This window comes from Cupriavidus sp. 01T418, from assembly GCF_056398885.1.
In genome coordinates this window covers 16,753-35,054 of the sequence record NZ_JBFTQG010000028.1, presented here as the reverse complement: position 1 = coordinate 35,054, position 18,302 = coordinate 16,753, and the positions used below count along the sequence as shown (strand labels likewise).

The following is an 18,302-nucleotide window of genomic DNA, read 5'->3' as shown; positions in this document are numbered from 1 at the left end:
CGCGGTATGAACGGGGTGCACGTGCGCCGCAGCGGCTGGCACTCCCATTTACCCGAAGATCCCGCCATCAGCGCAAACCTGCGGCGCTGGGTCACCGGCGAAGGCTCGCTGACCGCGCGGCTGGTGGCGGCGTCGAGCCGGTTCCGGGTACGTTGCCTCGCGCAGCGCATGGAGATTGCCCTGGCCGACGAATGGCAGGCCCTGGGCCTGCCCGCGCGCCATCGCGCTCTGGCCCGGGAGGTACTGCTGGTCTGCGACGGCGTGCCGGCAATCTTTGCCCATACCGTGGTGAAACCGGACCACGCCAGGCGCGACTGGCCTTTCCTGCGCGGCCTGGGAGAGCGTCCCCTGGGCGGCGCGCTGTTCGTCGATCCCCGCGTGCGGCGCGAGCCATTTGCTTTCGCGCGCTTGCGGCCGCATCACCCGCTGCGGCTGCGGCTGCAGCAGGCCGTGCCGGCCATGCGCGAACTGGCGCCATCCTTGATATTGCCTGCGCGGCGCTCGGTCTTCAGGCGCGGCGGCGGCGTCATGCTGGTGACCGAAGTCTTCCTGCCCGACCTGCGGGAGCGTTCCGCGCCGGAAAGTCCGAAGGCGCCCGCTCAGGGCGGTTCCGGCCAGCAGTAGCGGTAGCCAGTACCCATCCATACAAGACAAGAAAACAAGAACACGCCACTACCACAACCAAGAAGAGACCAACATCATGAAATTGCAGGGACGCGTTGCCATCATTACCGGCGCTGCCGCCGGGATCGGCTTTGCCACCGCGCAGCGCTTTGCCGCGGAAGGCGCGCTGGTAGTGCTTTGCGATGTCCAGGAAGAGCGTGTGCGCGCTGCCGCCGAGACCCTTGCCGCAACGGGCGCCACGGTCAGCGCATTCAAGGTCGACGTGACGCGCCGCGACGAAGTGGACGCCATGGTGGGGGCCACGCTCGCCAGGCACGGCCGGGTCGACATCCTGGTCAATAATGCCGGCATCACCAAGGATGCGCGGCTGGCCAAGATGACAGAAGCCCAGTTCGATTCGGTGATCGACGTCAACCTCAAGGGTGTGTTCAATTGCGCGCAGGCGGTGGCCTCGATCATGACCGAGCAGGGTAGCGGTGTGATTCTCAATGCCTCCAGCGTGGTTGGCCTGTACGGAAATTTCGGCCAGACCAACTATGCGGCCAGCAAATTCGGCGTGATCGGCTTCACCAAGACCTGGGCGCGCGAGCTGGGTCCCAAGGGCGTGCGCGTCAACGCGGTATGCCCGGGCTTCGTCGCCACCGAGATCCTGCAGACCGTGCCGGAGAAGGTGCTCGATGGCATGAAATCGTCCTGCTGGCTGCGCCGGCTGGCCGAACCGTCGGAAATCGCCAGCATCTACACCTTCCTGGCCAGCGACGATGCCAGCTATGTCAACGGCGTGGCAATCGAGGCCAGCGGCGGCATGTCGCTCTGACAGCGGGTCCCGCGCCGGGCTTGCATCCGGCGCGGTGCGGTATCATCTCAAGTCCGGTTGCCGTCTCGCCTGTAGGCGGCCTTGCACCATTTCTCTCACCGGGCCGTTCCCGCAGGCGTCACAAAACGCCGGGGCGCTTGTTGTCCGGAGCGGCTCCCGGCATTTCTGAAAGTACCGATCCATGCAGTTGCTGTTCGAAGAAGGCGGCGAGATTCGCGCCGGCACCGTGCTGACCCAGCAGGGCGAGTCGTACCAGGTGGAGTTGCCCGCGGGCAAACGCACCAAGGTCAAGTCGCGTGACGTACTGCTGCAGTTCGCGCAGCCGTCGGCGATCGAGCTGGTGCGCCAGACCACCGACCTGATTGGCGAGATCGACCTGGAGTTCCTGTGGGAATGCGCGTCGGAGGAAGAGTTCGGGTTCACCGACCTGGCCGCCGAGTATTTCGGCGCGGGCGCGAGCGTGGTGCAACAAGCCGCCCTGGCGCAGGCGCTGCACGGCAATCCGGTCTATTTCCGCCGCAAGGGACGCGGACGCTACCAGCGCGCGCCGGAAGACCAGCTGAAGGCGGCGCTCGCCGCGCTGGAGCGCAAGAAGCAGCAGGCCCTGGTGCAGGCCGGATACGAAGCCGGGCTCAAGGCCATGACGCTGCCCGATGCCTTCCGCGGCAAGGCACTGCAACTGCTCTTCAAGCCCGACAAGAACAGCCTCGAGTACAAGGCGATGGACGCCGCCTGCACCGCGCTGGGCATGTCCCCGATGCGGCTGATGGTGGCGGTGGGCGGCATTGCCAGCCCGCGCGCGCTGCATGAGGCCAAGTTCCTCTCCGAGTGCTTTCCCAAGGGCACCGGCTTCCCCGACTTGGCCGTGCCGGAACCCGCCGGAGACCTGCCGCGCGCGGACGTGGAGGCGTTTTCCATCGACGACGTCACCACCACCGAGATCGACGATGCCTTGTCGGTCACGCCGCTCGACGGCGGCAAGATCCGTGTCGGCATCCATATCGCGGCCCCAGGTCTTGGCATCCGCCGTGGCGAGCCGCTCGACGCCGTGGCGCGCCAGCGTCTGTCGACGGTGTACTTCCCCGGCGACAAGATCACGATGCTGCCCGACGCCGTAGTGGAGCGCTACACGCTGCAGGAAGGCCGCGAGTGCGCGGCCCTGTCGCTGTACGTGGTCTACGACCCGGCCCTGCAGATGATCGTCAGCAGCGAGACCCGCGCCGAGCTGGTCAAGATCGCCGCCAACCTCCGCCACAACCTGCTGGAGGATGTGGTGACCGAGGCCGCGCTGGCCGCCGGCACCGGTGACTACCCGTTCCGCGATGCGTTGACCCAGCTGTGGCATTTCTCTGGCTGGCTGCACGACGAACGCCAGAAGGCGCGTCTCGCCAGCGGGCTGCGTCCGGAGTCGCACAACCGTGCCGACTACAGTTTCTACATCGACCTGCTGGAAGGCGGCGGCGAGCGCGTGCGCATCGAGCAGCGCCGGCGCGGCTCGCCGCTCGACAAGATCGTGGCCGAGCTGATGATCCTGGCCAACAGCACCTGGGGCAAGCTGCTCGCCGACCACGGCGTGCCGGGCATCTACCGCACGCAGAAGGCGTGGGGCATGAACCGCACCCGCATGCAAACCTACCCGGCCCCCCACGAGGGACTGGGCGTGGCGCAATATGCGTGGAGCACCTCGCCGCTGCGGCGCTATGTCGACCTGGTCAACCAGTGGCAGATCCTGGCGGTGGCCCAGCATGGCATCACCGCCAAGCTGGTGGCGCCGTTCAAGCCCAAGGATTCCGACCTGCTGGCTGCCGTGGCCGATTTCGAAGGCACTTACGCAGCCTATGCCGATCACCAGTCGACCATGGAGCGCTACTGGTGCCTGCGCTGGCTCCAGCAGGAAAAGCGCGAGCGCCTGATGGGTTCCGTGCTCAAGGAAGGCGCGGTGCGCTTTGCCGAGATCCCGCTGGTCACGCGCGTGCCCGAGCTGGTCCAGGCGGCGCGCGGTACCCAGGTGCTGCTGGAAATCGGCGCCACCGACGAAATCTCGCTGGAGGTGTCGTGCCGGGTCCTCGAAGTCTTTGCCGGCGAAGGCGAGTTGCCATCTGAAGAACTCGAGAGCGACGACGAGGCCGGCGAGGTGTCGGCCGAAGCCGCCGCTGAAGCCGCCGCCGAGGAGGCCGCCGAACCTGCCGCCGAGGGCGTGGCCGAAGAGGTGGCCGAAGAGGTGGGCGGGAAGGCGACCGAGGAGGGCGACGTCGCCGCGAGTGCCGGAGATGCCACAGGCGAAGCCGCCGCGTCGGACACACGCGACACCGGCACCGGCAGCGCGGGCTGAGATCCTCGGAAAAAACGAGGCGCTCCCTTACAATCGCAGTCTGAACCGGGGTCCGACCGACCCCGGCCCCGGTCCCGACCTGTCGACGCCATCCAGCCAACGCCCCGCCCATCGTGAAAGCCGCTTTTTCTCCCCGCCAGTGGTGGAACGCCAGCAGCACGATGGCCAAGGCGCTGGTCGTCTCGGTGCTGGCCCATGCCTTGCTGCTGACGGTGCGCGTGGTGGCGCCGGAGGCCTTTGAGATCAAGCGCACCGATGCCGCGCTCGACGTGGTGCTGGTCAATTCCAAGTCGGCGCAGCGCCCGCGCAATCCCACCGTGCTGGCCCAGGCCAACCTCGACGGCGGCGGCGAGCAGGACCAGCAGCGCGCGACCACGCCGCTGCCGGCCCAGACCGTCACCAAGGATGGCGACCTGGTGCGCCAGATGCAGCGCCGCGTGGAGCAGATGGAGCAGGAGCAGCAGCGCCTGATGACGCAGTCGCGCGAAGCCGCGCCGGCCGTGCACAGCCAGCCGCTCAAGCCCGGCCAGCAGCGCACGGAGAATCCCCTGCGCGGCCAGGACGACCGCACCTCGCTGGACGAGATGGCCAGGCTCGAAGCCGAGATCGGCCGCAATCTCGAACAATATGCCAAGCGTCCCAAGCGCTACCAGCTCACCGCCACCAGCGCGCAGGAGGTGGACTACGCGCAGTATTACGACCGCCTGCGCCAGAAGATCGAAGCACGCGGCACCACCGATTTCCCCCAGCGCAACGGCAAGCCGCTGTACGGCCAGTTGATCCTGGTGATCAACGTCAACCGGCAGGGCAAGCTCGGCTACAACCGCGATGGCTACAACATCGATGCCATCGACGTGGTCAAGAGCTCGGGCGATCCCGCGCTGGACCGCCAGGCGGTGGCGATCGTGCGGGCGGCAGCGCCGTTTGGCGCGTTCACCCCGCACATGCAGACCCGCCAGGATATTCTCGAAGTGATCTCCACCTTCAGGTTTTCGCGCAGCGGGCTGGAAACTCGCCTACAGGCCCGATGATGTCTACTACTGAAACGATGCAATCCCAGACCCAGGCCGACCGCTACGTAGTGATCGGCAATCCGATCGCGCACAGCCGCTCGCCCGCCATCCATGCCGCCTTTGCGCGGCAGACCGGCGAGGCCGTCGAGTACGAACGCCTGCTGGCGCCGCTGGACGGTTTCGCCGCCACCGTGCGCGCTTTCTTCGACGGCGGCGGCCATGGCCTGAATGTGACCGTGCCGTTCAAGCTCGAAGCCTATGACCTGGCCGAGCGCCTGACGCCGCGCGCGGAAAGCGCCGGCGCGGTCAACACCATGTGGATCGAGGATGGCGTGATCCACGGCGACAACACCGACGGCGTCGGCCTCACGCGGGATATCGAGGTCAATCTCGATACCTTGCTGGAAGGCAGGCGCATCCTGTTGCTGGGCGCGGGCGGCGCCGCCATGGGCGCCATGCTGCCGCTGATCGCGTGCCGGCCCGAACGCATCGTGGTGGCCAACCGCACGCCCCAGCGCGCCAGCGACATCCTGGAAAACGTGGCCCAGCAGGCCGACGAATATGGCGTGGAATTGTGGGGCGGCGGCTTCGACGCGCTCGCGGGCCTGACCGAGGACGACGCCTGCGATGTGGTGATCAACGCCACCAGCAGCAGCCTGCAGGGCGAACTGCCGCCGGTGCCCGCGGAGCTGCTGGGCAAGGGCGTGCTGGCCTACGACATGATGTACGGCGCCGAGCCGACGGTGTTCCTGAAGTTCGCCGCCCAATGCGGCGCGCGCACTGCCGACGGGCTCGGCATGCTGGTGGAGCAGGCCGCCGAAGCTTTTTACAACTGGCGCGGCGTGCGGCCTGCCACGGCGCCGGTGCTGGCCGCGCTGCGCGTCGAGCTGCAGGCCGAGGCCGCGCGCTGAGCGCGGCGGTCCGGCCCGCAGGCATCGCCATGGCTGAGCGCAAGGGCACCGCCCGTCCCGGTCCTGCCAGGCGCGGCGGTGGTTTCAACCCGCTGCGCTGGCTCGCTTACCTGCTAGGCACGCTGATCGCCGGCGTGCTGGCCATGCAGCTTTATTTCTTCCTGCAGATCGCCGCCTGGCAAACCGTGAACCCGTCGTCCACGGCCTTCATGCGGGCCGAGCAGTGGCGGCTGTGCGGCTGGCATTTCTGGAGCTGCCAGGTGGACCGCCGCTGGGTCGGCTATGACGACATCTCCCGCAACCTCAAGCGGGCGGTGATCGCCAGCGAAGACGCCGACTTCGTCAATCATCCCGGCTACGAGCTCGACGCCATGCTCGATGCGTGGGAGCGCAACAAGAAGCGCGGCCACATCGTGCGCGGCGGCTCCACCATTACCCAGCAACTGGCGAAAAACCTCTTTCTTTCGTCGGAGCAGCACTACCTGCGCAAGGGGCAGGAGCTCGCCATTACCTGGATGCTCGAGTTCTGGCTCGACAAGCAGCGTATCTTCGAGATCTACCTGAATTCGGTGGAGTGGGGCGAGGGCGTGTTCGGCGCGGAGGCTGCCGCCCAGCATTACTTCAAGACCAGCGCGGCCAGGCTCGGCGTGGGCCAGGCAGCGCGCCTGGCCGCCGCGCTGCCGGCGCCGAAATGCTTTGACAAGAAGCAGTACTGCGCCAACGTGCGCGTGAACTTCAAGGTCAAGGCCAATATCATCGCGCGCCGCATGGGCGCGGCCACGCTGCCGGACTGAGCCCGCTTCAGCTCAGCCAGCCCTTGCGTTTGAAATACACCAGCGGAATCGCCGCCGACACCGCCATCAATGCGATGGCCCACGGATACCCCGCGCCCCAGTCCAGTTCCGGCATGAACTTGAAGTTCATGCCGTAGATGCTGGCGATCAGCGTGGGTGGCATCAGCGCCACCGACACCACCGAGAACAGCTTGATGATCTTGTTCTGGTTGATGTTGATAAAGCCGACGGTGGCGTCCATCAGGAAGTTGATCTTGTCGAACAGGAACGCGGTGTGGTTCTCGATGGAGTCGATATCGCGCAGGATCTGGCGGGCTTCGTCCTGCTGCTCGGCCGACAGCAACTGGCTGCGCATCAGGAATGACACCGCGCGGCGCGTGTCCATGACGTTGCGGCGGATGCGGCCGTTCAGGTCTTCCTCGCGGGCGATGGTTTCCAGCACATCCGCCGCCGCGGCATCGGTCACGTTCTCCGCGAGCACGCGCTTGCTGGCTTCTTCCAGCCGCTCGTAGACTTCCTCGATGGAGTCCGCCGAGTATTCGGCATCGGTGGCGTACAGGTCCATCAGCACGTCCTTGGCGTTACGCACCGAGCCCGGGCGCATGCGCGCGCGCAATCGCACCAGCCGGAATACCGGCAGGTCTTCGTCGTGGATGGAGAACAGTACGTCGCGGGCCAGCACGAACGCCACGCGCACGTTGCGCGAGATCTCTTCCTCGTCGAGCAGGAAGTCGGTGCGGATATGGATGTTTTCGTCCTCGCCCTCGAAGTAGCGGGCCGAGGCTTCCAGGTCGCCCAGGTCTTCGAGTTCGGGCAGGGCTACGCCGTATGCTTCCTTGATCCAGGCGAGTTCTTCTTCGTCAGGGCTGATGACGTCGATCCAGATCGGCTTGTGCTGCAGAAGTTCATTGCGATCGTCGACCTGCTCCTGTGCGAGCCGGCCTTTCTGCAGGACGAACAGGTTGATCATCCCAGGGCTTCCTTGTTGCGTTTGGCGAAAAAACGCGCAGGCTAGGCTTGTCCGGCCCTGGGCGAACCCATGCTTCGCGCGCGAACAGCGATGCATGGGGCCGCTGGCAAGCGTGATCGCGCTGCGCGCTATTTGCGAGCGTGCAAGGCGATGGCGTTTGCCGTTCATGGCTGGCAAGCCGGGAGAGGGAAAGTCCGGCATGCGGCGGCGCGCGCGGCGGCGGCCGTCAGGGGCACGGAAGAACACTCACCCGCAGTATGTGCTGCGGGCAAGTCCGACGAAGCGGTGGAGCTGGATGGTCCGGCTCCGGCGGTCGTCGTTACGCAGCCCGCAGTGACATGGCATTCGGTGCGATCGCAATCTGGTTGCGGCAGCACGAACACCCGATGCTACTGCCCACGTAGTTTCTCCGGGATTATGATGGCCGCGAGTGTAGCCCAACGAGGGGGGCTTGTTAAGTGAAATCTGGGTGAAGGGGAGGCCCCGGCGGGGAGGCCCCGGCGGGCAGGCGCCGGCGCGCAGTGCGTTGTCATGCCGCCCGCGCGCTTTGGCGCCAGCGCCGCACCAGCGGCACCAGCAGCACCGAGGCCATGGCGGCGAACATCAGCAAGATCGCAGCGTAGTCCTGCCAGTGCGGCTGCTCGCCCAGCATCCACATGCCGGAGAACACGCCCACCACCGGGATGAACATCATCGACAGGCTCGACACCACCGGCGGCAGGCTGCGCGCCAGCATGAACCAGACCAGGTGGCAGTAGGCGAACACCACCACCGCGTTATAGGCGATCGCCCCCCATTCCACCGCATTGGGCACGCGCCAGCCCTGCTCGAGCAACAGCGTGCCGAGCAGCAGGAAGGGCAGCGTGACCACCAGCATCCAGAAGGTCAGCACGCCGATCGGCATCTCGATCCGGCTGCGTTTCATCATCTGCGTGCCCAGGCCCCAGCCGGCCGCGGCGCCCAGCATCAGCAGCGTGCCTCCCGGGCTGCCGGTCAGCGCGGCGATCTCGCCGGACAGCAGCAGGGCCGTGCCGGCCAGCGCGCAGGCAATGCCAAACCAGGCAGCGGCGCCGATGCGGTCGCGGAACAGCACCAGGCCCCAGACCACGGCCCAGATCGGCATGGTGTAGCCGAGGATGGCGGCACGCCCGGAGGACAGCATCTTGACCGCGCAGATCGCCAGCAGATGCCAGATCACCATATTGGGTATCGCCAGCTTGATCACGCTGGGCCACTGGCCGGCCGGGACGCGCAGCGATTCGCCGCGCAGGCGCAAGGCCAGCCCCAGCGCGAGCACGCCGCCGGCCATGCAGAGCAGGCGGAATCCCAGGGCCGGGAAGTGCGCCACGCCGAGTTTCATGATGGGCCAGTTGATGCCCCAGGCAAACGTGAGGATGACGAGCAGCACCAGGCTGCGGCGGTCGAGAGACATGGCGGGGTGGCGGGTGTGTGCGAGACCGCTCTTTGTATGAGGAAGAACGGCAGAAGATAGCACGCAGCGGGTAAAATCGCAGGAACGACTGTTGCCGCGGGGAGCGCCATCCCGGCCCACAGGGACCGGCGCCAAGCCGATGCGGCCGACCCAGATTAGCGAGCATCCCATGACTTTCACCGAGCAGCTGGCTGCAGCCTGGCAGCGCAATGATTCCCTCCTGTGCGTCGGGCTTGACCCCGATCCGGGCAAGCTGCCCCTGTCCATGACGGGCACGGGTGGCGCGATCTTCTCCTTCTGCCGCGAGATCGTCGACGCCACCGCCGACCTGGTCTGCGCCTTCAAGCCCCAGATCGCCTATTTTGCCGCGCAGCGGGCCGAAGACCAGCTCGAGCAGCTGATCGCCTATATCCATGACGCCCACCCCGGGATTCCCGTGATCCTGGACGCCAAGCGCGGCGACATCGGCTCGACCGCGCAGCAGTACGCCATCGAAGCCTTCGAGCGCTACCAGGCCGATGCGGTCACGGTCAACCCGTATATGGGCCTGGACTCGATGGAGCCTTACCTCGCCTATCCCGATCGCGGCGTGATCGTGCTGTGCCGGACCTCCAACCCTGGCGGCTCGGACGTGCAGTTCCTGCCGGTGGACGGCAAGCCGGTGTACCAGGTGGTGGCCGAGGCGGCCGCGACGCGCTGGAATACCAATGGGCAGATGGCGCTGGTGGTGGGGGCGACCTTCCCCGCGGAGATTGCCAGGGTGCGCGAGATCGTGGGCGACATGCCGCTGCTGATCCCGGGCATCGGCGCCCAGGGCGGCGATGTCGAGGCTACGGTTCGCGCCGGGCGTACGGCTGCCGGCACCGGCATGATGATCAATTCCTCGCGCGCCGTCCTCTATGCCAGCGGCGAGAAAGACTTCGCCGCCGCCGCGCGCAACGTCGCGCTGCAGACGCGCGAGACCATCAACCGCTTCCGCCGCGGCTGAGCGATCGCACCGCTGGCGGCGGTCCGGCCGCCGCGTGTCTCAGGCTTCGTTGCGGACCAGTTCCAGCAGGCCGCGGATGGCGTATTCCGCGGCCTGGCGGCGGATCTGCGGGCGGTCGCCGCGAAAGCGCTGCGTTTCCACCTTGGTGGTGATGCGGTTGCTCCAGCCGAAGCAAACCATGCCCACCGGCTTTTCCGGCGTGCCGCCGGTCGGCCCGGCCACGCCGGTGATCGACAGCGCCACCTGGGCGCGGCTGTTGAGCAGGGCGCCTTCGGCCATGGCGCGCGCCACCTCTTCGCTGACCGCGCCATGATCGCGGATCAGCTTGGCCGGCACCCCCAGCATGGTCGACTTGGCTTCGTTCGAGTAAGTGACGAAGCCGCGCTCGAACCAGCCTGACGAACCCGATACATCCGTAATGGCCGCGGCCACCAGGCCGCCGGTGCAGGACTCCGCCGTGGCGAGCAACAGCGACTTCTCGTTCAGGGAAATACCGACCTGGATGGCGAGCTGGTCGAGCAAGCGGCTGACGGACATGATGGCGGATTCAGTAAGGGTTGCGGAAAAAGCGGCTCACAGCGAGCGCCACAGGGCGAACACCAGCAAGGTGTAAAAGGCGGCCATCACATCATCGAACATCACGCCGAAGCCGCCGCGCAGGCCCGGGCCCTTGAGCGTGCGGTCGAGATGCCCGATCGGCGCCGGCTTGGCGATGTCGAACAGGCGGAACCACAGGAAGGCCGCGAGCTGGCCCCAGAAGCCGGTCGGCATCACAAAGGCCATGACCAGCCAGAACGCTACGATCTCATCCCAGACCATGCTGCCGTGGTCGTGCACGCCCATGTCGCGCGCGGTGCGGGCGCAGGCCCACAGCCCGAGCACGAAGCCGCCGACGATCAGCCAGAGCCAGGTTACCGGCTGCACCCACATCGAGATCGCCAGGTAGGACAACCACGCATACAGCGTGCCGACCGTGCCGGGGCCAACCGGCGACAGCCCGGAGCCGAAGCCGAGCGCGATCAGGTGGGCGGGGTGCGAGAACATGAAACGCGCCGTGGGGCGCATGATCTTGGCGGTCTGGCCGGCTTCCAGCGTCAGGGCGGGATCGTGCGCGGAAGGCCCGGGCGGGTAGGCGGACATCAGGGATTGGCTCGTATGGTTCGGATGGGATTGTGCAGGACACGATGTCCGGGCAGGGTCTGGCGCTCTGCATGGCTGCATCATGACACGGCGGACACCGGCTTGTCAGGGGGATGCGAAGTGGTCGAAGCTGCTGCCTGCATAGGGGCTTGGGTCGCCGCTCCGGTTGACCAGGCGCAGCCCGGCCTCGGATGTGATGGCGCCGACACGCGTGAGCGCCAGCCCGAGCCGCTCGCCGATGGCGGCAATGGTCTCGCGGGCACCGGCGGGGGCGGTGAAGCAGAGTTCGTAGTCATCGCCGCCGGCCAGCGTGCATTCGCGCTGGCGTGCCTCCGGCTGGTCGGCCATCACCGCCGAGCGCGGCACGGAATCGACGTCGAGCAGGGCACCCACCTGGGAGCGCGCCAGGATATGCCCGAGATCGCCAACCAGGCCATCGGAGATGTCGAGTGCCGCATGCGCCACGCCGCGCAGTGCCATGCCCAGCGCGATACGGGGCATCGGCAATTCCATGCGGGGGCGTACCTGGCTGAAGTCCGGCTCGGGCAGCAGCCATTCGCCGCGGCAGTCGCCCAGCGCCAGGCGGGCATCGCCGAGCGTGCCGGAGATCCAGATGTCGTCCCCGGGGCGCGCGGCATCGCGCCGCAGCGCCTTGTGCTCGGGCACGTCGCCGAACACCGTCAGGCTCAGTGTGAGCGGGCCGCGAGTCGTGTCGCCGCCGATCAACTCGCAACCGTGCGCATCGGCCAGTTCCAGCATGCCCGCGGCCAGTTCGGCCAGCCAGGCGGGCTCGGCTTCGGGCAGTGCCAGCGCCAGCGTGAAGGCGCGGGGCTCGGCCCCCATGGCCGCCAGGTCGGACAGGTTCACGGCCAGCGCCTTGTGGCCCAGCGCCCGTGGCGCCACGTCGGGGAAGAAGTGGCGGCCGCTGACCAGCATGTCGGTGCTGATGGCGAGGTGGTGGCCCGGCCGCCCTTCGATCAGCGCGCAGTCGTCCCCCACGCCCAGTACGGCCTTGCGCGCGGGCCGGGTAAAAAAGCGGCGGATCAGGTCGAACTCGGAGAGCTGGGCGCTGGAGGATTGGGGCATGGGGAGGTTTCGAGGCGGCGGAGATTCTGCGAAGGAGCGGAAAACCGCCGCGAAGATGGCGTACGCAGGCAAGGATCCCGGCTGCCGGGCTCCGCCGGGGCGGGTTTCGCCCTGCTGTTCAGCGCCGGCGGCTTGCGGCATATTGTACCGAAACGCAAAGCTGCCCCGCGCAAAACGCTTATTGTGAAATAGTATTTCACAATATAAAATGTGGGGTTCCAGAGGAAGAGACCGCGGGTACGTGGAGCCGGCCCGCCATTTCGTTTCCAGTAACGTCAATAACGGCTCCACCGACCGGAAGATGCGCCGATGACCAGTCCCCAGCAGCCCATGCCCCCAGAAGACCTGAAGCAGCAGCAGCGTGAGGCGCTGCGCAAAGCTGCCCTGGAATATCACGAGTTTCCGACCCCGGGGAAGATCTCGGTCACGCCGACCAAGCCGCTGTCCAACCAGCGCGACCTGGCGCTGGCCTACTCGCCGGGCGTGGCCGCCGCCTGTGAAGAAATCGTGGCCGATCCCGCCAACGCTTTCCGCTATACCGCGCGCGGCAACCTGGTGGGCGTGATCACCAACGGCACCGCCGTGCTGGGCCTGGGCGATATCGGCCCGGCGGCTTCCAAGCCGGTGATGGAAGGCAAGGCCGGCCTGTTCAAGAAGTTTGCCGGCATCGACGTGTTCGACATCGAAATCGATGAGAAGGACCCCGAGAAGCTGGTGCAGATCATCGCCTCGCTCGAGCCCACCTTCGGCGGCATCAACCTCGAAGATATCAAGGCACCGGAGTGCTTCTACGTCGAGCGCAAGCTGCGCGAACGCATGAAGATCCCCGTCTTCCACGATGACCAGCATGGCACCGCCATCGTGGTCGGCGCGGCCGTGGTCAACGGCCTCAAGGTGGTTGGCAAGGAGATCGACAAGGTCAAGCTGGTGGCCTCCGGCGCGGGCGCCGCGGCGCTGGCCTGCCTGGACCTGTTGCTGGACCTGGGCATGAAGCTTGAAAACATCTGGGTGACCGACCTGGCTGGCGTGGTCTACGAAGGCCGCACCGAGCTGATGGACCCGGAGAAAGCCCGCTTCTCGCAAAAGACCGACAAGCGCAAGCTGGGCGAAGTCATCGACGGCGCCGACATTTTCCTGGGCGTGTCCGCCGCCGGCGTGCTCAAGCAGGACATGGTCCAGCGCATGGCCGACAAGCCGCTGGTGCTGGCCCTGGCCAACCCCAACCCGGAAATCCTGCCGGAGCTGGTCAAGGAAGTGCGCCCGGACGCGGTCATCGCCACCGGCCGCACCGACTACCCGAACCAGGTCAACAACGTCCTGTGCTTCCCCTTCATCTTCCGCGGCGCGCTGGACTGCGGCGCGACCACCATCACGCGTGAGATGGAAGTTGCCGCGGCGCATGCCATTGCGGAACTGGCGCGTCAGGAGCAGAGCGACATCGTCGCCACCGCCTACGGCATCCAGGACCTGTCGTTCGGCCCCGAGTACCTGATTCCCAAGCCCTTCGACCCGCGCCTGATCGTCAAGATCGCGCCGGCGGTGGCCGAGGCCGCCATGCAGTCCGGCGTGGCCGCACGTCCGATCAAGGACATGGACGCGTACCGCCTGCAGCTGCAGCAGTTCGTGTACCACTCCGGCACGCTGATGAAGCCGATCTACGCGGCCGCCCGCCAGGTCGACATGGAGAAGAAGCGCATCGTCTTCGCCGAGGGCGAGGAAGAGCGCGTGCTGCGCGCGGTGCAGGTGATCGTCGACGAAAAGCTGGCCAACCCGATCCTGATCGGCCGCCCGGCGGTCATTGCCCATCGCATCGAACGCTTTGGCCTGCGCTTGCGCGGCGGCATCGATTTCACCGTGGTCAACCCGGAACACGACGCACGCTTCCGCGACTACTCCGAGGCGTACTTCAAGATGATGGCCCGCCAGGGCGTCACCCAGCAGTACGCCAAGCTGGAAATGCGCCGCCGCACCACGCTGATCGGCGCCATGCTGGTCAAGCAGGGCGAGGCCGACGGCATGGTTTGCGGCACGGTCAGCACCACCGCCGCCCACCTGCGCTACATCGACCAGGTCCTGGGTGGCACCAAGGAGGTGTACGCCGCCATGAACGGGCTGGTCCTGCCGGGCCGCCAGATCTTCCTGGTCGATACGCACGTCAACATCGACCCGACCGCCCACCAGTTGGCCGAGATCACCCTGATGGCCGCCGAGGAACTCAAGCGCTTCGGCATCGTCCCCAAGGTGGCGCTGATGTCGCACTCGAACTTCGGCACGTCCGAGGCGCCGTCGGCGCAGAAGATGCGCGAAACACTGGCGATCCTGCGCGAGCGCGCCCCGGACCTCGAGGTGGATGGCGAAATGCACGGCGATTGCGCGCTGGACCCGAAGCTGCGCGACACGCTGGTGCCGGACGGCACGCTCAAGGGCGAGGCCAACCTGTTGGTATGCCCGAATATCGACGCCGCCAACATCGCCTACAACCTGCTGAAGGTCGCGGCGGGCAACAATGTAGCAATCGGGCCGATCCTGCTGGGCGTGAAGGCGCCGGTCCATATCCTGACGCCTTCGGCGACGGTGCGCCGTATCGTCAATATGACGTCGCTGGTGGTGGTTGACGCGGCAGCCAAGCGCTAAGCTTCGCCGTCAGTCTTGAAAAGCCGGGCTTGCCCGGCTTTTTTATCGCGTGCGCGGCATTGTCAGTGTGTGCACACATCCTATTAACGCATTGAAACAATTGGAGTTTTCCACTCTGCGCAGGGGCGGGGATTGATTATTTATTGGCATGGGCGTAACCTTATGCCTTTGAAGTAGGCGCTCGTTACTCGCAACGATGCCGCCGGTTTTCGCGCAAGCTGTCCGGGGCGCGGGCAGAAAGGGCAGTTGAGGCGGTGTGGCAGCCGCGCAGCGACCCCCTTGTCAAATTTGTTGGCACCTCCAGATCAAGACAAGCAACGTGGGTTCCCAGATTCCTTTGACGCAGCGCGCATCGCATTGGATTTCAGCCGCCGGTCTGGCGCGAGTGGCAAGCCGGGTACTGGCAAGCGTCGCGGTATCGTGCGCGCTGGTCCAGCCGGTGCTGGCGCGTCAGCCGATCGACGATGGCACGGGAACCATCGCGGTACAGCAGTTGCCCAACGAGGCACAGTTGACGTTGGAACGTATCGAAGCGGGTGGCCCGTTTCCCTACGCCAAGGATGGTTCGAGGTTCGGCAACTACGAGCGCGTCCTGCCACAAAGGTCGCGCGGTTATTACCGCGAGTACACGGTAAAGACAAACAGCCGGAATCGAGGAGCGCGACGGATCGTATGTGGCGGTGACCAACGCGCCACCAACGACTGTTATTACACGGACGACCACTACAACAGTTTCAAACGGATAGCCAAATGATGACTGACATTTTCGGATTGGGCGACGCCCTTGCCGCCCGCGACGAGCGCGGCGCCGGAGATGGCTGGCACCGGGCCCAGACCCAGGCCCAGAATCTTTACGACAACGTGTTGATGATGCCTCGTAACGAGCAGGTCTCGCACCAACCGCCGCCCGCACCCGTTCCGGCAGCCGGCATTGACGGCAGCCAAGAGGGAGCCATGAACCTGTTCAAGACGGTGCGTCCGAACATCGTCCAGTCGATTCGCGCGTTTCGCGTGCCCGAACTTGCCCAGGCGGCGGCGGCGCTGGGCCAGCATTTCCTGTACGCAAACTGCGCGCACTGCCAGAGCAAGGCAGAGGTGCTGGAAACCATCGCCACCAACTTCCTGTTCCCCAGGCATTTCGGGAAGAACTTCGATGCGCTGGCGGATTGCCTGACCGACCTGATCCACAAGGCGGGCGCGCAGCCCGGTTTCGTGATCGTGCTCGAAGGCCTGCCCATCGCGCAGAAATTCGACAAGGAAGGGCGCGAGGTCCTGCTCGATGTATTCCGCGATGCGGCAGACTTCTGGGCCGAGCGCAAGGTGCAATTCCGCGTGTTCTACTCTTTTGCCTGAGCATTGCCCGTGGGCCAGCCGCCCGCGGGATAGCCAGGATGACAAAGGCCCGCTTGAGCGGGCCTCTTGCTTTGAGTGCGCCCGGCATGGGCGCACTGCTGTAGCAGGGGCGTAGCCTCTCAACGGCCAACCCTTATGCCGATCCGGCGCGGCGCTTATGCCGCCGCCGGCACCTGCCCTTGCGGTGTGAGCTTGTCGATCAGTTCCGGCAGGCCTTCGCTAAGGTGGGAGGCAACATCGTCCGGCAACATGCCGGTCGAACTGGCCAGCTTCTCCAGCGCTCCGGTGCCACCGAGCGCGCTGGCCAGCGCGGACGGCGAGACCGGCTGATTGGCACCGGTGCCGATCCACGAGTTGACTTGATCGCCCAGGCCTGCCTGGGCCAGCACCTGCTGCAGGGCACCGATGCCGCCTGCCGCCGCCGCGCCCAGCGCGGGTGCGTCGCCGGCGGCCTGCTGGTCATGGCCGCCAAGCAGGCCGCCCAGCAATCCGCCGAGATCCATTCCGCCGGGCGCGCCGCCCGCCGCGGCACCGCCTGCGCCGCCCAACAATCCGCCAAGCAGCCCCCCAAGCCCGCCAAGGCCACCCGCACCGGCGGCTGGATCGGGTTCCGCCGCAGGACTGCTTTCAGCGCCCTTGTGGCGCATCGCCAGCATGGCCAGCAGGCCCAGCGCCATCATCATCTTCGGGTTCAGTCCGCCAGGTCCCCCTTCGCCGCTGCCGCGCTGCCCGAGCACTCCGCCCAGCACGCTATCGAGTAGTCCCATGATCGACTCCTTCCGGTGAGTGTGGCGCCGGGCCAGGATGGCCCGGGTGCCGTCAAAATCCGCCCAGTACCGCGTTGAGTGTGGCCAGGCAGGCGAGCCCGGCGGTCTCGGTACGCAAGATGCGCGGCCCGAGTGACACGCTCGTGAAACCGATGCGCAGCGCCGCCGCTTCCTCGTCCGGCGCGAGCCCGCCTTCGGGCCCGATCAGCAGCGTCACGCCGCCGTCCAGCAACGCATTGCGCTGCTCCGTGGCAAACGAGACCAGCGACTGCGAGGCGCGCGGCGATACCAGCATCCGTGTGCCCAGGGCCGTCGCCGGGTTTGCCTGCAGTCCCAGCCAGGCTTCCAAGTTAGCGACCGGCGCGACCTCGGGCAAGCGATTGCGTCCGCATTGCTCGCAGGCCGCCTCGATCAGCGCCTGCCAGTGCGCGTGGCGCTTTTGCGCGCGCTCGGCCGAGAGCCGGACCACCGAACGTGCGGCCTGCAGCGGCTGGATCGCCGCGACGCCGAGTTCGACGGCTTTCTCGATCAGCCAGTCCATCTTGTCGCCCGCCGCCAGTCCTTGCGCCAGCGTGACGCGGAAGGGCGGCTCGGCTTCGGAGGGATCGTGGCTGCCGATCCGCGCCAGCGCATGGCGCTTGCCGATCTCCACCAGGGTGGCGGCATGGCTGCCGCCGCGCCCGTCGAACAGCGTGATGTCGTCGCCCGGATTGAGGCGCAGCACCTGGACATGCCGCACCACGGCTTCAGGCAGCGGCATATCGGTCTCGGCGGCCAACGCGGATTCGATAAAAAAGCGAGGTGGCATCAGGCGGGTCCGTCCTTGTCCTCGCCGGCGGCCTTGTCCACCGGCTTGGCGAAACCCCAGCGGTAACCGTCGGGATCTTCGACCATGCAATAGCGGTCGCCCCAGAACTGGTCGGCGGGCGCCATCAGGCTGGCCGCGCCGGCGGCGACGGCGCGCGCGTACATGGCATCGACATCGTCGCAGTACACGTAGAACGTCTGCGGGCATTCGACGCCGAGCGAGCGAGGTGTGCGCGCGGTACTGCCCCAGGCGCCTTCTGGCGCGAACATCACCACCAGTTCGCCCCGGTAGTGCATCTCGGCGTGGGTCGGCACACCGTTTTCGTCGACGATATTCCCCGCGCTGAAACCGAAGGCGCGGTGGTAGAAGTCGATTGCGCTGCGCCCGTTGCTCACCGTCAGGTAGGGCGTGAGCCAGGGGGTGTTGGCCGGTCTTGTCATGATCGTCTCCTGGTTACGGGAAGCCGCGCAGGGGCTTGCCGTGGCGGCAAGACTCGCAGTGCGAATGAGCATCTTACGCGGGTGCGCGGGTGCTGTCGAAACGCGCTTGCGGACGCCGGGAAGGAGCGGGCAGCCTGGCTGGATGCGGCCAAAGCGGGCATGCACTCCAATCTCGTTGCCGCGGGCAAGGCCA

18 protein-coding genes are annotated in these 18,302 nt (G+C 66.7%); 10 read left to right on the top strand and 8 right to left on the bottom strand.

Going from position 1 to position 18,302, the window contains the following annotated elements:
• The first annotated feature begins 6 nt into the window (after positions 1 to 6).
• From AC1DQ3_RS23635 to mtgA, 6 genes are all read left to right on the top strand, one after another.
• Positions 7 to 624 (top strand): chorismate--pyruvate lyase family protein, encoded by a 618-nt coding sequence (locus AC1DQ3_RS23635; protein ID WP_477122582.1) that lies wholly within the window; start codon positions 7 to 9, stop codon positions 622 to 624.
• 76 nt (positions 625 to 700) lie between these two features.
• On the top strand, positions 701 to 1,441 hold the full coding sequence (fabG, locus tag AC1DQ3_RS23630; protein WP_477122581.1) for a 3-oxoacyl-ACP reductase FabG: 741 nt from the start codon (positions 701 to 703) through the stop codon (positions 1,439 to 1,441).
• 181 nt (positions 1,442 to 1,622) lie between these two features.
• Positions 1,623 to 3,773 carry a ribonuclease catalytic domain-containing protein gene (locus AC1DQ3_RS23625; RefSeq protein WP_477122580.1) on the top strand — a complete coding sequence of 717 codons (2,151 nt, stop codon included), beginning with the start codon at positions 1,623 to 1,625 and terminating at the stop codon, positions 3,771 to 3,773.
• Positions 3,774 to 3,934: 161 nt separating this feature from the next.
• On the top strand, positions 3,935 to 4,804 hold the full coding sequence (locus AC1DQ3_RS23620; RefSeq protein ID WP_477122634.1) for an energy transducer TonB: 870 nt from the start codon (positions 3,935 to 3,937) through the stop codon (positions 4,802 to 4,804).
• On the top strand, positions 4,804 to 5,697 hold the full coding sequence (gene aroE, locus AC1DQ3_RS23615) for a shikimate dehydrogenase (protein WP_477122633.1): 894 nt from the start codon (positions 4,804 to 4,806) through the stop codon (positions 5,695 to 5,697). Before AC1DQ3_RS23620 ends, aroE begins: the two co-directional genes overlap by 1 nt.
• Positions 5,698 to 5,789: 92 nt before the next feature.
• Positions 5,790 to 6,491: a monofunctional biosynthetic peptidoglycan transglycosylase gene (gene mtgA / locus AC1DQ3_RS23610; RefSeq protein ID WP_477122632.1), complete on the top strand. Its 702-nt coding sequence runs from the start codon at positions 5,790 to 5,792 to the stop codon at positions 6,489 to 6,491.
• A 7-nt stretch (positions 6,492 to 6,498) separates the two neighbouring features.
• Here the strand turns inward: mtgA and corA are convergent, their stop codons facing one another.
• Both corA and AC1DQ3_RS23600 read right to left on the bottom strand, forming a co-directional pair.
• Positions 6,499 to 7,461, bottom strand: coding sequence for a magnesium/cobalt transporter CorA (gene corA / locus AC1DQ3_RS23605; RefSeq protein WP_477122579.1), 963 nt, complete (start codon positions 7,459 to 7,461; stop codon positions 6,499 to 6,501).
• A gap of 529 nt (positions 7,462 to 7,990) precedes the next feature.
• On the bottom strand, positions 7,991 to 8,893 hold the full coding sequence (locus AC1DQ3_RS23600) for a DMT family transporter (RefSeq protein WP_477122578.1): 903 nt from the start codon (positions 8,891 to 8,893) through the stop codon (positions 7,991 to 7,993).
• Positions 8,894 to 9,062: 169 nt separating this feature from the next.
• On the opposite strand from AC1DQ3_RS23600, the gene pyrF reads away from it, so the two are divergent.
• A complete protein-coding gene (gene pyrF, locus AC1DQ3_RS23595) occupies positions 9,063 to 9,881 on the top strand; it encodes an orotidine-5'-phosphate decarboxylase (RefSeq protein WP_477122577.1) in 819 nt (272 codons plus the stop codon).
• A 39-nt stretch (positions 9,882 to 9,920) separates the two neighbouring features.
• Here the strand turns inward: pyrF and AC1DQ3_RS23590 are convergent, their stop codons facing one another.
• The 3 genes from AC1DQ3_RS23590 to thiL all read right to left on the bottom strand — a co-directional run bounded on the left by AC1DQ3_RS23590 (position 9,921) and on the right by thiL (position 12,107).
• The gene (locus tag AC1DQ3_RS23590; RefSeq protein ID WP_477122576.1) at positions 9,921 to 10,418 is read right to left on the bottom strand and encodes a CinA family protein; all 498 of its coding nucleotides are present in this window, start codon (positions 10,416 to 10,418) and stop codon (positions 9,921 to 9,923) included.
• 36 nt (positions 10,419 to 10,454) lie between these two features.
• Complete coding sequence (locus AC1DQ3_RS23585) at positions 10,455 to 11,021, bottom strand: phosphatidylglycerophosphatase A family protein (protein ID WP_477122575.1); 567 nt, start codon at positions 11,019 to 11,021, stop codon at positions 10,455 to 10,457.
• Positions 11,022 to 11,126: 105 nt separating this feature from the next.
• Complete coding sequence (gene thiL, locus AC1DQ3_RS23580) at positions 11,127 to 12,107, bottom strand: thiamine-phosphate kinase (RefSeq protein ID WP_477122574.1); 981 nt, start codon at positions 12,105 to 12,107, stop codon at positions 11,127 to 11,129.
• Positions 12,108 to 12,416: 309 nt separating this feature from the next.
• On the opposite strand from thiL, the gene AC1DQ3_RS23575 reads away from it, so the two are divergent.
• The 3 genes from AC1DQ3_RS23575 to AC1DQ3_RS23565 all read left to right on the top strand — a co-directional run bounded on the left by AC1DQ3_RS23575 (position 12,417) and on the right by AC1DQ3_RS23565 (position 16,094).
• Positions 12,417 to 14,741, top strand: a complete 2,325-nt coding sequence (locus AC1DQ3_RS23575; protein ID WP_477122573.1) for an NADP-dependent malic enzyme — start codon at positions 12,417 to 12,419, stop codon at positions 14,739 to 14,741.
• A 427-nt stretch (positions 14,742 to 15,168) separates the two neighbouring features.
• Complete coding sequence (locus AC1DQ3_RS23570) at positions 15,169 to 15,495, top strand: guanyl-specific ribonuclease (RefSeq protein ID WP_477122631.1); 327 nt, start codon at positions 15,169 to 15,171, stop codon at positions 15,493 to 15,495.
• On the top strand, positions 15,492 to 16,094 hold the full coding sequence (locus AC1DQ3_RS23565; RefSeq protein ID WP_477122572.1) for a barstar family protein: 603 nt from the start codon (positions 15,492 to 15,494) through the stop codon (positions 16,092 to 16,094). The genes AC1DQ3_RS23570 and AC1DQ3_RS23565 overlap by 4 nt, the downstream gene beginning before the upstream one ends.
• Positions 16,095 to 16,249: 155 nt before the next feature.
• Here AC1DQ3_RS23565 and AC1DQ3_RS23560 read toward each other — a convergent pair whose 3' ends face one another.
• Genes AC1DQ3_RS23560 through AC1DQ3_RS23550 form a run of 3 tightly spaced genes read right to left on the bottom strand, consistent with a single transcriptional unit; the run spans position 16,250 to position 18,109 of the window.
• Positions 16,250 to 16,861, bottom strand: coding sequence for a YidB family protein (locus tag AC1DQ3_RS23560; RefSeq protein WP_477122571.1), 612 nt, complete (start codon positions 16,859 to 16,861; stop codon positions 16,250 to 16,252).
• A gap of 52 nt (positions 16,862 to 16,913) precedes the next feature.
• Positions 16,914 to 17,669, bottom strand: a complete 756-nt coding sequence (locus tag AC1DQ3_RS23555; RefSeq protein ID WP_477122570.1) for a 16S rRNA (uracil(1498)-N(3))-methyltransferase — start codon at positions 17,667 to 17,669, stop codon at positions 16,914 to 16,916.
• Positions 17,669 to 18,109 (bottom strand): VOC family protein, encoded by a 441-nt coding sequence (locus AC1DQ3_RS23550; RefSeq protein WP_477122569.1) that lies wholly within the window; start codon positions 18,107 to 18,109, stop codon positions 17,669 to 17,671. Before AC1DQ3_RS23550 ends, AC1DQ3_RS23555 begins: the two co-directional genes overlap by 1 nt.
• Positions 18,110 to 18,302 lie beyond the last annotated feature (193 nt).